Source organism: Streptosporangium sp. NPDC023963 (genome assembly GCF_040639135.1).
GTDB lineage: Bacteria > Actinomycetota > Actinomycetes > Streptosporangiales > Streptosporangiaceae > Streptosporangium.
On sequence record NZ_JBEZZK010000012.1, the window covers coordinates 13,108 to 25,765 of the forward strand.

14 protein-coding genes are annotated in these 12,658 nt (G+C 71.9%); 4 read left to right on the top strand and 10 right to left on the bottom strand.

The window, feature by feature from the left end; genetic code table 11:
* Positions 1 to 76 precede the first annotated feature (76 nt).
* Together AB0F88_RS29745 and AB0F88_RS29750 are read left to right on the top strand one after the other, a co-directional pair.
* Positions 77 to 736: a maleylpyruvate isomerase family mycothiol-dependent enzyme gene (locus AB0F88_RS29745; RefSeq protein ID WP_362691254.1), complete on the top strand. Its 660-nt coding sequence runs from the start codon at positions 77 to 79 to the stop codon at positions 734 to 736.
* Between the two features lie 301 nt (positions 737 to 1,037).
* The gene (locus tag AB0F88_RS29750; RefSeq protein WP_362691257.1) at positions 1,038 to 2,060 is read left to right on the top strand and encodes a pyridoxal-phosphate dependent enzyme; all 1,023 of its coding nucleotides are present in this window, start codon (positions 1,038 to 1,040) and stop codon (positions 2,058 to 2,060) included.
* A gap of 107 nt (positions 2,061 to 2,167) precedes the next feature.
* Here AB0F88_RS29750 and AB0F88_RS29755 read toward each other — a convergent pair whose 3' ends face one another.
* From AB0F88_RS29755 to AB0F88_RS29785, 7 genes are all read right to left on the bottom strand, one after another.
* Positions 2,168 to 2,932 carry a VOC family protein gene (locus AB0F88_RS29755; protein WP_362691260.1) on the bottom strand — a complete coding sequence of 255 codons (765 nt, stop codon included), beginning with the start codon at positions 2,930 to 2,932 and terminating at the stop codon, positions 2,168 to 2,170.
* A 223-nt stretch (positions 2,933 to 3,155) separates the two neighbouring features.
* Positions 3,156 to 4,289: an NlpC/P60 family protein gene (locus AB0F88_RS29760; protein ID WP_362691263.1), complete on the bottom strand. Its 1,134-nt coding sequence runs from the start codon at positions 4,287 to 4,289 to the stop codon at positions 3,156 to 3,158.
* Positions 4,286 to 4,594, bottom strand: coding sequence for a hypothetical protein (locus AB0F88_RS29765; protein WP_362691266.1), 309 nt, complete (start codon positions 4,592 to 4,594; stop codon positions 4,286 to 4,288). The genes AB0F88_RS29760 and AB0F88_RS29765 overlap by 4 nt, the downstream gene beginning before the upstream one ends.
* 250 nt (positions 4,595 to 4,844) lie before the next feature.
* On the bottom strand, positions 4,845 to 5,252 hold the full coding sequence (locus AB0F88_RS29770; protein WP_362691922.1) for a RidA family protein: 408 nt from the start codon (positions 5,250 to 5,252) through the stop codon (positions 4,845 to 4,847).
* A 157-nt stretch (positions 5,253 to 5,409) separates the two neighbouring features.
* Entirely contained in the window at positions 5,410 to 6,351 is a 942-nt protein-coding gene (locus AB0F88_RS29775) for an SRPBCC family protein (RefSeq protein WP_362691269.1), read from the bottom strand.
* 44 nt (positions 6,352 to 6,395) lie between these two features.
* On the bottom strand, positions 6,396 to 6,710 hold the full coding sequence (locus AB0F88_RS29780; RefSeq protein WP_362691272.1) for a metalloregulator ArsR/SmtB family transcription factor: 315 nt from the start codon (positions 6,708 to 6,710) through the stop codon (positions 6,396 to 6,398).
* 254 nt (positions 6,711 to 6,964) lie between these two features.
* Positions 6,965 to 8,023, bottom strand: a complete 1,059-nt coding sequence (locus tag AB0F88_RS29785) for a CPBP family intramembrane glutamic endopeptidase (RefSeq protein ID WP_362691275.1) — start codon at positions 8,021 to 8,023, stop codon at positions 6,965 to 6,967.
* Between the two features lie 363 nt (positions 8,024 to 8,386).
* Here AB0F88_RS29785 and AB0F88_RS29790 point away from each other — a divergent pair, with 363 nt between their 5' ends.
* Positions 8,387 to 8,803 (top strand): SRPBCC family protein, encoded by a 417-nt coding sequence (locus tag AB0F88_RS29790; RefSeq protein WP_362691278.1) that lies wholly within the window; start codon positions 8,387 to 8,389, stop codon positions 8,801 to 8,803.
* Positions 8,804 to 8,939: 136 nt separating this feature from the next.
* Here the strand turns inward: AB0F88_RS29790 and AB0F88_RS29795 are convergent, their stop codons facing one another.
* Positions 8,940 to 9,827, bottom strand: a complete 888-nt coding sequence (locus AB0F88_RS29795) for an SMP-30/gluconolactonase/LRE family protein (protein ID WP_362691281.1) — start codon at positions 9,825 to 9,827, stop codon at positions 8,940 to 8,942.
* A gap of 34 nt (positions 9,828 to 9,861) precedes the next feature.
* Between AB0F88_RS29795 and AB0F88_RS29800 the strand changes: the two genes are divergently transcribed.
* On the top strand, positions 9,862 to 10,320 hold the full coding sequence (locus AB0F88_RS29800) for an Lrp/AsnC family transcriptional regulator (RefSeq protein WP_362691284.1): 459 nt from the start codon (positions 9,862 to 9,864) through the stop codon (positions 10,318 to 10,320).
* Between the two features lie 217 nt (positions 10,321 to 10,537).
* On the opposite strand, the gene AB0F88_RS29805 is transcribed toward AB0F88_RS29800, so the two are convergent.
* On the bottom strand, positions 10,538 to 11,224 hold the full coding sequence (locus AB0F88_RS29805) for a CGNR zinc finger domain-containing protein (protein WP_362691287.1): 687 nt from the start codon (positions 11,222 to 11,224) through the stop codon (positions 10,538 to 10,540).
* A gap of 64 nt (positions 11,225 to 11,288) precedes the next feature.
* On the bottom strand, positions 11,289 to 12,506 hold the full coding sequence (locus AB0F88_RS29810) for an MFS transporter (protein WP_362691290.1): 1,218 nt from the start codon (positions 12,504 to 12,506) through the stop codon (positions 11,289 to 11,291).
* Positions 12,507 to 12,658: the final 152 nt, after the last annotated feature.

Here is a 12,658-nt window from a genome sequence, read left to right on the forward strand (position 1 = left end):
CGAGAGTCTCATCTTCCGACCCTCCCCACCGGCCGCCGCGAGGACTTCCATGACCCATGACAGGACGCCGCCCGACATGACCGACCCAGACCAGAAGACGAACCTCCGCCGCGCGTCCGGCATCTGGCCGCTGATCCACGCCGAACGAGCGGCCCTCGCGGCGGACCTGGCGAACCTGACCGGCGAGCAGTGGGCGACGCCGTCGCTGTGCGCCGGGTTGACCGTGCGTGAGGTGCTGGCACACCTCACCTCGGCGGCGGGCCTCGGCCCGGTGCGGTGGCTGGCGGGTGTGATCCGCTGCCGGTTCGACTTCGACAGGCAGGTCGCCATGCGGCTGGCCGAGCAGCTGGGGGCGACCGGGGCCGAGACGCATGACAGGTTCCGCCGCGTCGTCACGAGCACCACCAAACCACCCCTGCCGGTCGTGGCGATGCTGGGCGAGACGATCGTCCACGCGGAGGACATCCGGCGCCCCCTGGGCATCCGCCGCGACTACCCGATCACGACCCTCACCCGGTTGGCCGAGTACTACCGGGGTTCCGACCTCGTGGTCCTCGCCAAAGGACGGATCGGCGGCCTGCGACTCGCCGCCGACGACGGCCCCTTCAGGGCCGGCTCCGGTGCGCTCGTGTCCGGCGGCACCCTGGCGCTCACGATGGCCATGACCGGGCGCGCGGCCTACTGCGACGACCTCGACGGCGACGGCGTCGCGATCCTGCGTGACCGCATGGGATGACATGACCGTCCGGTTTGGACGGTCCCGCTTCCGGCGGTCGCCGGCGCCGGGAAGCGATGATCACCAAGGCGCGCGGGAGATCTTGGGCGGGTAGCATCCGGACATGGAACCGGTGATCGTGGCCTCCGTTCGCGGCCGAGGTCAACGGCCGTCATGACGCCCCGCCCGCCGCCTGACCCGCGATGAGCCGTGGGAGCCGTGGGAGCCGTTCCATCCTCGAGGCGGTGGACATGAACGCGCCGGTGGCCGCCACCGGTCTTCGGACGATTTCCGGCGCCGTACGGCAGAGAGGTCTTCCCTCATGACAGGTGCGTGGGCGGCGGAGGCGATCGAACGGCTGGAGGAGGAGAGGACGCGCACCGGGCCCACCCTGCTGCGGCCGTTCCCGCTGCCCGGCGGCTGGGGGGTGCGGCTCTGGTTGAAGGACGAGTCGGTCCAGCCGACAGGTGGTCTGAAGCACCGGCTGGCCCGTGCCCTGTTCACGACCGCGATCGCCGCCGGCCGGATCACGCGGGGCACTCCCGTGGTGGAGGCCACGGGGGGCGCCATGGCGGTCGCCCAGGCGTACTTCGCCCGGCTGCTCGACCTGCCGTACACCGCGGTCATGCCGCGGGGCTCCCGAGGGCAGGACGTGGAGAGATGGGGTGGGACCTGCCGATACGTCCATCCGCCGCCGGCCATCTACGAGGAGGCCGCGAAGCTGGCCGAGCGGCTGGGCGGCTGCTACCTGGACCACTACGCCTCGGCCGCGACCGTCGACTGGCGCGGCGGGAGCCTGGCGGAGGAGCTTTTCGAGCAGGTGCCCCGCTGCCCGGAGTGGACCGTGGTCGGCGCGGGCACCGGTGCCACCTCCGCAGCCGTCGGCCGCCACCTGCGCGACCACCGGCTGCCCGGCAGGCTGGCCGTGGTCGATCCGGAGAACTCGGCGTACTTTCCCGGTTGGGTGACCGGTGCCGACGACTACGGCACCGGCATGCCGTCCAGGATCGAGGGGATCGGCCGGCCGCGCATCGAGCCGGGCTTCGTCGCCTCCCTCGTCGACCTGGTCGTTCCCGTGCCGGACGCCGCCAGCGTGGCCGCCGCCCGCCGGGTGCGCGAGGTGACCGGACTGACGGTCGGCGCCGCCACCGGGACGAACCTGTGGGGCGCGCTGGAGATGGCCGTCCGCATGCGCGACCGGCAGGTCCGCGGCGACGTGGTCACCGTGATCGGTGACGCCGGCGAGCGTCACCTGCGGACCTGCCACGACGACGCCTGGGCGCTGGACAAGGGCCTTGATTGGCGACCGTACGCGACGCGGCTGGCACGCCTGCTCAGCGGGTAGGAGGCACGCACGCCTGCTCAGCGGGTAGGAGGCACGCACGCCTGCTCAGCGGGTGGGACCGGCCGGGCGCCCCGCGTCGGCAGGACCGGCGGGGCGCCCCGCGCGGGTCAGCCGACGCTGGCGATGACGGCGAAGCGCGCGCCGTGGGGGTCGGAGACCACGGCGAAACGGCCGACGCCCTCGATGTCCGCGGCGGGCGCGACGAGGTCGCCGCCGAGCTCCCGCACCCGGACGACGGAGGCGTCACAGTCGGCCACCTCGAAGTACGGCAACCAGTGCGGCCTGTCGCCCGCCTGGAGCGGCCTGACGCCTCCCAGGGCCGCGTTCTCACCCTCGGTGGTCGACAGCAGGAGGTAGGGCATGTCGCCGAACGTGATGTCCTGGATATCCCAGTCGAAGACCGCCTGGTAGAAGGGGCGGGCGGTCTCCGCGTCGGTGACGTACAGCTCGAGCCAGGCCAGGGAGCCGTTCTCGGTGACGAGGTCCAGGCCCTTGATCGTGCCCGGCTGCCAGACGGCGAACTCGGCGCCGCCGGGGTCGGTGAACCCGGCCATCCGGCCCTTGGCGAAGACGTCGTCCGGCGCGACGCGCACGGTCCCGCCCGCCTGCTCGACCGCCTTCGCCGTGGCGTCGGCGTCGGCGGTGTGGAAGTAGGGCGTCCACGCGGAAACCGCTCCCTCCTGGGTGAGCGGCCCGGCGGCGGCGACGACCTTGCCGTCGAGCTCGAAGAATCCGTAGCCGCCCGCCTGGGGACCGGCCTCCTGGAGGCTCCAGCCGAGCAGGGGTCCGTAGAAGGCGGCGGCGGCTTCGACGTCGGGCGTGCCCAGGTCGATCCAGTTGGGGGCACCGGGGACATATCGGGTGGTGAGCATGGCCTCTTCCTTCGATGCGTTCACGTGCCGGTGACCCGGCTCCAGGCTTCTGCGCGCAGGGACGAAACCATTGGGCCGGTCGCCCTCAGCCTGCCAGAGTCCACCGACATTTCCCTCTCCTCCCTACCCGATGCGCGGGCGGCCCGCGAACCGCCGGCCCCGTCACCGCGAACACCGGCGAGCGGGCCTGCCGGTCAGCGTCGTGCGAGTCCCGTACGGACGTTCAGACGAAACGCCGGTAGGTGATGGGAGAAGCGCCGGCCACCGACTGGATCTTGACGTGGTCGCCCGGTTTCGGGGCGGCGATCATCTGGCCGTCGCCCATGTAGACGGCGCAGTGGGTCGCCGGGTCGCCGAAGAAGACGATGTCGCCCGGCTGCGGCGGGCCGGTGACCGGCCGGCCGCTGTCCTGGTACCCGGCGGCGGTGTTGTCCCCGATCTTGATGCCCGCCTCGTTCAGCGAGACGTGCACCAGGCCGCTGCAGTCGAACGCGTTGGGCCCGTCGGCGCCCCAGACGTAGGGCTTGCCGATGTGACTCCTCGCGGCGGCCACGATGTCGGCTCCGGTGCCGTCGCCGGTGACCGTGTACGGGATCGCCTGGCCCCCGCCTCCACCGCCGCCGCCCGAGCCGCCCGAGCCGCTGCCCTGGTTCCCGGACGACGGTCCGCCGCCCCCGCCGCCGTTACCGCCGCCGCCCTGCGAGCCCGGTTCCGTACCGGCGAGCGTGGTGGTGCGGAACTCCTCCTCGGGCACCGGCACCCACCGGGTGGTGTGCCCGGGGCCGGGGACGAAGTCCTGGTCGCCCGCGGCCGGGATGGCGGAGAACACCGTGGTGTCACCGAGATGCTTGTCGAGCTCGCGCCGCGCGGTGGACAGCGCGGTCTCGGCCGAGTCGACGTGCCCCTGCACCTGGGACACCGCCATCTCGACCTGCCGGCCGATGCCCGGCTTGAGCTGCTCCTCGGTGGCGTGCGGGTTGCGGCGCCGGTATTCCGCCACCCAGGTCAGCAGGTCACCGCAGACGCGCTCGGCGTCCGCCTTCGCCGTCTCGACGGCGCCGGCGGCGGTGTCCAGGGAGTTCGCGCAGTCGCCCAGCGCGTCTCGCAGGGAACCGCCGGCCTTGTCGTACCGCCGCATGTACGCCACGAAGGCGTCGGCGGAGGCGCCCCTCCAGGCGGTGTCCACCTGGTTGACCGCGTTCCTCAGGAGCCTGAACGGCTCGGCGGACGAGCTGACCGCCTTGCGCCACCGGGTGGCGATCGCCCGGATCGCGGCGGGGTCCCCGTCCGTCTTCTTCGCCAGCGCGGCCAGGGCCTGCCCTCCGGGCAGCGCCGCCACGGCGTCCATGTCGGTCATATGGCCGGAAGGTGGCTCGTGGTGCCCCGCTCGGCCGTGGTCACGTTGTCCTCGATCGTGTCGAGGGCACGTTCGACGCCGTCAAGACGGCTCTTCACCGTGCCCAGCTCGCCGTCCGCGTGCCCTTCGACCCGGCCGATCGCGTCGGCCAGCTCCCGGGCGCCGGTCAGGGTCCCGAAGAGCGACGGGCTCGCGCCGCCCCTGGCGGGGAAGTCGTCGCCGACGGTGGCGAGCCTTCCCCCCTGGGTGTTCACCGTGACGCGCAGCTTGGCCAGCGCCTCGCGATTCAGATCGAGGTTTCCCACCGGAGCCGACTCCCTCCGCCGTCGCCGAGACACCACCCGCTCGGACGCCGGTCTGGCGCGTTGGCCGGTTGCCTGCCCACCGTCCGGCCGTATCTACCAAGAAGCGATCATATCCAGCGAACCGTGATCATCGCAGTACAAAACCTATCCTCCTCGCGGTCCCGCCGGTGGCGTGACGGTGGCCGACGAGGCGACCGCGACGGGCCCCGCGGGGGGACGCCGGACGGCGAGGGCGGCGGTCACCCGTCGTTCAGTCGATGACCGCGGTGGCTTCCACCTCGACCAGGAGATCGGGCTCGCCCAGCGCGGCGACGCCCAGCAGCGTGATCGGCTTGACCGGGTCGACCCCCAGCTTCGCGGCCGCCCGGCCGACCCCCTCGCCGAGCAGCGGCATCTTGTCGGGGCTCCAGTCGACGACGTAGACGGTCAGCTTGGCCACGTCGTCGAAGGAGGCGCCGATCCCGGCCAGCGCGGTGCCGATGTTGAGGTAGGCCTGCTCGACCTGGGCGGCGAGGTCGCCCTCGCCCACCTTGCCGCCGTCGGCGTCGCGGGCGACCTGGCCGGCGAGGAACACCAGCTTCGACCCGGTGGCGATCGACAGCTGCCGGTAGACCTCGGGCTTCGGCAATCCGTCCGGGTTGACCAGGGTGACGGCCATCGCTGCTCCTTCGTCCTCGGCGAGCTCGGGCTCGCGTTCCATGAAACCATAGCATTGCTATGTATTGTGGCGACATGGTGAGGGCGAGAAATCCGCGCGGCCCGCCCGCTGCCCGTCGATCGCGCCGATCGCGCCGCGGGGTGCTCCGGGGGCGCGATCAGCCCAGGCGGTGCTCGTACAGCTTCCGCAGTTCCTCGACGCGGCCCTCGGGCAGGCGCCGGGGCTCGCCCTGCACGGCCGCGAAGAGCGCCTCCAGGTGCGCCTGCCAGGCGGCGAGCGCCGTCGCGCGGAGCCCGGCCAGCCGCGCGGGGACCGTCTGCGTCAGCACCACCCGGGTGCCCTGCGCGGGATCGTGCGCGAACTCCCAGCGCACCCGCCCCGCGGGCTCGCCGTCATGGCGCCACTCGTACTCCAGGACGCGCGGCGCCCCGGCCTCCGTCACCGGGCCCGCGGGCACGTACGGGGTCGTGAACCACGCCGGCGGCTCCGCGCCCGGCCGGGGATCGTCCCGCTCGACGAGGATGTTCCACACCTCCTCGACGGGCTTCCACATCAGGTCGCGCGCGAACCGCACGAGGTGGCCGTCGCCGCTCTCCCGCGTCTCGCCCTCGGCCAGCCCGAAGACCTCGACGTAGGCCCCGATGCGGTCGGCCCAGCCCGAGGGCTGCTCGGCGGCCTCGCCGTCCAGCCTGGCCAGCAGCGCGGTCAGGCAGGTGTCCCAGCCCGCCGCGTTGCGGCCCGCGGTCAGCCGGCCGGCCCACCCGCCTCCCAGCGTGTGGGTGAAGACGAGACGGCACCCCGGCCCGTCGGGGAGAACCTCGAAGCGCAGCACGTCCTGGTTCCAGCGGAAGGCGTACACCTTCGGGGGGTCGAACTCGAGGATCCGGCCGTGGGTGAGGTCGTCCCCGCCCTCGAAGGTGAAGCGCATCGCGGCGCCGACGACCTGCTCGGTCTCCACCGTCGCCGGGAACCAGTGGACCGTCTCGGCCGGGTCGGTGACGGCCTTCCAGACCTTCTCCGGGGAATGGGCCAGCCGCCGTTCGAAGCGCAGCACCGGCCGGTCGTCGACGGTCCGCAGGGTCGCCTGTTGCTCTTCCACTATGTCGTCCTTTCTAGGGTTTTGTCGGATTTCTTGATGTCTCGTCAGGCCTCTTCCGGCATGGTGTCGAGGTGGCGTTCGAGCGCGTCCAGGCTGGTCTCCCACATGCTCCGGTAGGGCTCGAGCCAGGCGGCCATCTCGGCGAGCGGCTCCGGTCGCAGCCGGTACCACCGGCGCTGCGCGTCGTGCCTGACCTCGACCAGGCCCGCCTCGCGCAGGATCCTCAGGTGCTTCGACACCGTCGGCTGGGTCAGCGCGAGCCGCTCCACCAGGTCGCCCACGGGACGCTCGCCGGTGCGGAGCAGGTCGAGGATCTCCCGGCGCCGGGGCTCGGCCAGTACTTCGAATGTGGTTGCCACTTCGGCAATATAGCTGAGTCGGCATATATGCTGTCAAGGAGCATGGAAGGCGGTCCAGGTGTCGCGTCCGGCGTGCGGGACGGGAGCGCGCGGTCCGGCCGGTTTCCCCGCGGACGACAGGGTGCCGGCGCCCGGAGGCGGGTCACCGGGAGCGGGCCGCCCCGGCGCGGTGCGGCCTCAGGTCCCAGGTCTCAGGTCTCAGGTCTCAGGTCCCAGGTCCCAGGTTCCAGGTTCCAGGTCTCAGGTCTCAGGTCTCAGCGGGAGACGGTCTCGATCCTTCGCCTCCCGGCCATGACCACCACCACGATCGCGTAGAGGCCGAGCTGCACGACCGTTCCCGCCAGGGTCTGCCAGGGCACCGACCCCTGCTTCAGCGCCTCCGACAGGCTCCCGTCGGCTCCGCTGACCCCGAACGCCAGCACGTTGTTGACCACGTGCAGGGCGATGGCGGCCTCCAGGCCGCCGGTCCGCACCGCCAGCCAGCCCATCAGCGCCCCGAAGGCGAAAACGTCGACGATGCCCCAGTCGACGTAGGCGTGCACCGCGGTGAAGCCGGCGGCGCTCAGCAGGATGCCGGGCCACGGGTTGGAGAGGAAGGCGCCGAACGCCTGGACCAGCCACCCCCGGAAGACGTACTCCTCGGCGGCGGCCTGGAAGGGCACCAGGAGCACGGTGACGGCCAGGGCGGGCAGGAAGCGTTCCCAGCCCACCCAGCCGAACATGTCGCCGAGGTCTTTCCCGGTGGCGACGTAGGTGACGGCGACCGCGGCCTGGCCCAGCACCACGGCGCCGATCGCCACCGCCGCGCACCGCGCCAGCCACCGCCACCGCAGGCGGCCCACGACCGAGGAGAGGGTGCCGGGCGGGCGCCGCTGGATCCACGCCGCCACGCCGTACACGATCGGCAGGACGGCCGCGATCGCGAGCAGGTTGATCCCCAGGTCGAACACCGGATCGGCGAAGAGCTGCCCGCCGGATCCGCCTGTCTCGACGCCCGCGAACACCCCGGCCGTCGCACCGCCGAGGATGACGGCGAGCCCGGCCAGCATGAGGCCCGCGAGGCCCACGGCCGTGCCCAGCACCGGCCGCCACCAGGCGTGCAGGCGGGTGCGCGCCAACCGGTCGTAGCGGCTGCCGGGCGGTGCCGGCACCAGCCAGGGGTCGTGCCGGGACGGGGGCGGGAAGTGCTCCATGGGTACGCCGGACGCGGCGGGAGCACCGGGAACGCCGAACCGGTGGGGCGGCGGGCCGGGGGGCTGGGCGGAGGGCCGGAGGGGCTCCGCCGCGGGCCGAGGATCCTGGGGGACGTGCATGGCTTCGTTCCGTTCCGATGGATTCACGGAGTTCATGAGGGTTCGTGAGGGTTCGTGAGGGTTCATGAGGTCGGAGGGCGGGACGCGCCTCATCGAGCTCGACGCCCCACCCGGGATCCCGGTCCCCTTCCGGCACAACGACATCCGGTGCCGTTCGGTTCCGCGCCGTTCCCTCCGGGGACGCCGCGGGGCCCCGGCGGGCCGTCCCGGTGGAGGACCCGGCCCTGAGCTCTCGAAATCCGGTTTGAGCTGGTGTTTCGTGGATGGATCTCGCCGGGCGGGGTAGGTCGTCGATCAACGTCCACGACCGGTCGGCGACCTCCTCGGGGCCGAGGCCGGGGTCTCCACACCGGAGGGATCGAGATGAGTGAATACGAGCGTTCCCGTACGATCGCCGCACCGCCGGAGGTGGTGTTCGACCGGGCGGGCGATTTGGACAACCTCGACGAGTGGCTCCCGCACGACCTGCACGTACACCCGGGAGATCTGCCCGCGGTGACGGTGCACGACGACACCGGCGGGCAGGACTCCAACGGGCAGGACTTCCGCGCGCTGCTGCGCACCGAGCGAGACCAGCTCCGGATGGAGTGGGGCACCCGCGACGACGGCAGCTACGCGGGGTGGCTCCAGGTGGCCGGCATCGGCGACGCCGAGAGCGAGGTGACGATCCACCTGTCCTTCTTCGACGAGGCGCACGCCCCTCCGGGCGACGCGGTCGACCGGGCGCTCGGCGACAGCCTGGAGCGGCTGGCCGGTCAGGTCGACCGGCGAGGCGGCTGATCCCCCTCCGGTGGACGCGGCCGTACGCCGGGCCGGTCCGGCCCCGGCGGGCCGGCGGGCACCCGACACCGCCCCGGCCGGGCTTCCCGGCGCACCGGCCGTGTCCCCGAGCCGGCCTCCGTCCCGTCCCGGAAGATCATGCTCCGCGGACGTTGGTCATGATCGCGTAGACCGAGCTGGAGGCCGTCATGAACAGCCAGTTGCGCTTGAGGCCGCCGAAGACCAGGTTGGAGGTCTTCTCGGGAAGCCTGAGCTTGCCGATCAGGGTGCCGTCCGGGGCGAAGCAGTGCAGCCCCTCGTGCGTCGCCGCCCAGATCCGGCCGGCGGTGTCGAGCCTGATCCCGTCGAGGCCGCCCGCCGAGCATTCCGCGAGCACCCTGCCGTTCTCCAGCGCGGCGCCGCGCACGTCGAAGACCCGCAGATGCCCGTGGCGGGTGTCGGCGACGTAGAGCAGGGACTCGTCCGGCGAGAAGGCCAGGCCGTTGGGGCGGGCGAAGTCGTCGGCCACCGCCGTGACCTCTCCGGTGGCGGGGTCGAGACGGTAGACCTGGTCGTTGCCGATCTCACTTTCCGCGCGGTGGCCCTCGTAGTCGCTGGTGATGCCGTAACTGGGGTCGGTGAACCAGACGGAGTCGTCCGACCTGACCACCACGTCGTTGGGGCTGTTGAGACGCTTGCCCTGCCAGCTGTCGGCGATGACGGTGATGGAGCCGTCGTGCTCGGTACGGGTCACCCGCCGGTTGCCCTGCTCGCAGGAGACCAGCCGGCCCTGCCTGTCGACGGTGTGACCGTTGCTGTAGCCGGCCGGGGCGCGGAAGGGGCCGACGTTCCCGGTCATCTCATCCCATCGGAGCATCCTGTCGTTGGGGATGTCGCTCCACAGCAGATAGCGACCCGCCGCGACGTAGGTGGGACCTTCGGCCCATCGGCAACCGTGGTGGATCCGCTCGATCCGCTCGTCGCCCCCGACGCCGACGAACCGTTCGTCAAGCGTCTCGAATTCCGCCGCGATAGATTCCATCATGCAATCCTCCTTGATCACAGAATATGATACGGCTATGGACAACATTGACAAGACGTTGGTCAGCCTCCTTCAGGTCGATGCCGGTCAGTCTTACGCCGCGCTCGGCGCGGCGGTGGGGCTGTCGAGCGGCGCCGCGCACGAGCGGGTGCGCAAACTGCGCGAACGTGGGCTGATCCGGCGGACGACCATCGAGGTCGATCCCGTCGCCGCGGGCAGGGGCGTGTTGTCGTTCGTGCTCGTGGAGGGAGGGGCGTGGATGGGCGCGTCGGGCGAGGCACTGCTGGCGATTCCCGAGATCGAGGAGGCGCACGTCATCGCGGGCCCGGCGTCACTGCTGGTCAAGGCGCGCACGGCGAGCACCCGGGAACTGCAGGAGGTGCTGCGCAGGATCTTCGAGATCGAGGGGGTGACCGGCACGCAGACCGTCATGGTGCTGGAGAGCTTCTTCGAGCGTGGCCTGCACGTCCCTCACCAAGAACTCCGAACAGAATGATCAGGAGATGGTGCAGCGGATCCCCCTGAGATGTTCGGTGGCCTGGGGAGTACAGAAGCGATCACAAGCATCGGGCATGGACACCTTCGCCGCCGACCTCAACGCCCTCATGGACGAACCCGACCGGCAGGACGCGGTGCCGGCCGGGTCCTCGATGGGCAGCGGCGAGGTGACCCGCTGCCTGGGTGCGACGTCGGCCGTTGATCGCGTACGAGTCCTACGGGGTGCCGCCCCGGGCGGCGCGGCGGCGCTCGGTGAGCCGCCGGGCCTTGGCCGTGTTGCCGCAGTCGGCCATGCGGCACCAGCGGCGGGAGCCGTTGCGGCTCTGGTCGAGGAACAGCCATCCGCAGCCGCCGTCGCGTATGGGGCAGCGGCGTACCCGGGGCAGGTCGGCCGTCCGCAGGACGTCGAGTGCGGCCTCGGCGACCCGGTCGGGTATCAGCATGGCGGGTATCGTGCCGTAGGTGAGCCGCACCTGCGGCGGGTCGCCTCTGTCGAGCACCAGCGCGGCTCTGGCGGATGCCCCGGCCCATCGCTCGTGCAGCACGACCAGCGCGGCCCCGGCCGCGATCGGATCCCCCTCGCCCGCGTCGTCCGCCGGCCCGCCGTCGACGGGCCGGATCGTTGCGAGCACCACGAGGTGCAGCCCTTCCCGGATGTCCCGTACGGTGGCCAGCCCCGCCTGCGCCGACGCGGGATCGTCGTGCCACGCCTGGTCGGCCCGATCGCGCTCCGCGTCGCTGATCAGGCCTGCCCTGGCCGCCCAGCGCAGCAATGCGGGGGCGTCGGACAGATAGTCGTGGGGCGGCCCGCCGTCGAGCGGTACCCCTCGTTCGAGCGTGTTGACCAGATCGAGCGCGGGGTGCCCGCCGACCAGGGGAAGGTGTCCCACGTCGAGTGACATGCCCTTGAGGCTACCACTCAAGGCAGGCAAGGGGGTTGCACGGTTCAGTGCGTTGAGCATCGGATCACATGACTCGGGCGCCCTCGGGCAGGGGGTCGGCGGCCGTGGCCGGTGCGCCCTTCCGCCGGCTGGACAGGACCGGCTCGGCCAGCACGATGGCGAACGCCGCCAGGCTGAGCAGCGCCCCGGCCAGTGCCGTGCTGCGCACGCCCGGGCCGGGAAGGAGCACGCTGCCGAGGAACGCGCCCGCGGTGATGCCCACATTGAACGCCATGGAGGTAGCGGCGCTCGCCATGACCGACTCGCCCGGCGCGTACACGAGCACCCGCGATCCCAGTACGGCGGTCAGGCCTGCGAGGGTGAAGCCGGACAGGGAGATCGCGATGACGGTCCCGACCGGGGAGGCGCCGAACGCGTACTGCCCGGCGAGCGCCAACGCCTGCAGGCCTATGAGCCCCGTCATGGTGCTCCAGCCGTGGCGGTCGACGAGGTAGCCCACCACGACCACGCCGATCAGGCCCGCGATCCCGCGTGCCAGCAGAAGCGGGCCGATCGATGACTCGGTGAAGCCGCTGACGTCGCTCAGGAACGGGCTGATGTAGGTGAACGCCGTGAACGCGCCGGTGACCGCGACCGCCGTGGTGGCCACGATCGACAGGTACCGGCCGCGGTCGGGCGCGCTGCCCCGGTCCGCCGCGCCCTGCCCGGCGGGCGTGTCGGGCAGGACGGCCGCGATCGTGGCGAGGACGAGCAGAGCCAGGCCGCTGAGCGCGAGGAACGCCACCCGCCAGTTGGTCTGCTGGCCGAGCCACGTGCCGGCCGGGATGCCGGTCAGCGCGGCGCTGGAGGCGCCGGCGTACAGGATGGACAGGGCCCGGCCGCGCACCTCGGCCCGGAAGAGGCCGGCGGCGGCCGGCGTCACGATGGCCCAGAACAGCGCCTGGCTCAGCGCGGTCACCATCCGGGCGCCCATGAGCAGCCAGTAGTTCCCCGCCATGGCCGACAGGCAGGTCGCCACGACGAAGATGCCCAACAGGACGCACAGCAGCCGCCGCCGGGGCAGCCGGCGAGTCAGTCGCGTGAGCGGCAGGGACACCAGCACGATGATCAGGCCGTATCCGGTGACCAGGAGCCCGACCGCCGACGGGCTGGTGCCGAGATCCTGGGCGATCAGGGGGAGCAGGCCGATGGGCAGCGACTCGGTGGTCACGTAGATGAACACGGCCAGGGTCAGGGCGGTCAGTGCGACGATCGCCGACTTGCTTCCGAAGCGTTCTTGCACGCGGTCTCCTCGACTGGTTCACCATCGTTCGGAATTATGAAGGTAGCTTTTTTGTGTCGCCTCACGGGGACGTCCTGTTAGACATGAATGTAGACGTGTGAGTGCTACCGGTCAATGCAACTTAGACGGTACGCTGGTGGCTGTGCAGGAGC

What these genes read in the sequence shown, in the direction of transcription:
- AB0F88_RS29800 (WP_362691284.1), top strand. Translation starts at nt 9,862, where the DNA reads ATGGACAACATTGACAAGACGTTGGTCAGCCTCCTTCAGGTCGATGCC.
- AB0F88_RS29745 (WP_362691254.1), top strand. Translation starts at nt 77, where the DNA reads ATGACCGACCCAGACCAGAAGACGAACCTCCGCCGCGCGTCCGGCATC.
- AB0F88_RS29760 (WP_362691263.1), bottom strand. Translation starts at nt 4,289, where the DNA reads ATGACCGACATGGACGCCGTGGCGGCGCTGCCCGGAGGGCAGGCCCTG.
- AB0F88_RS29785 (WP_362691275.1), bottom strand. Translation starts at nt 8,023, where the DNA reads ATGCACGTCCCCCAGGATCCTCGGCCCGCGGCGGAGCCCCTCCGGCCC.
- AB0F88_RS29755 (WP_362691260.1), bottom strand. Translation starts at nt 2,932, where the DNA reads ATGCTCACCACCCGATATGTCCCCGGTGCCCCCAACTGGATCGACCTG.
- AB0F88_RS29770 (WP_362691922.1), bottom strand. Translation starts at nt 5,252, where the DNA reads ATGGCCGTCACCCTGGTCAACCCGGACGGATTGCCGAAGCCCGAGGTC.
- AB0F88_RS29790 (WP_362691278.1), top strand. Translation starts at nt 8,387, where the DNA reads ATGAGTGAATACGAGCGTTCCCGTACGATCGCCGCACCGCCGGAGGTG.
- AB0F88_RS29795 (WP_362691281.1), bottom strand. Translation starts at nt 9,827, where the DNA reads ATGATGGAATCTATCGCGGCGGAATTCGAGACGCTTGACGAACGGTTC.
- AB0F88_RS29805 (WP_362691287.1), bottom strand. Translation starts at nt 11,224, where the DNA reads ATGTCACTCGACGTGGGACACCTTCCCCTGGTCGGCGGGCACCCCGCG.
- AB0F88_RS29750 (WP_362691257.1), top strand. Translation starts at nt 1,038, where the DNA reads ATGACAGGTGCGTGGGCGGCGGAGGCGATCGAACGGCTGGAGGAGGAG.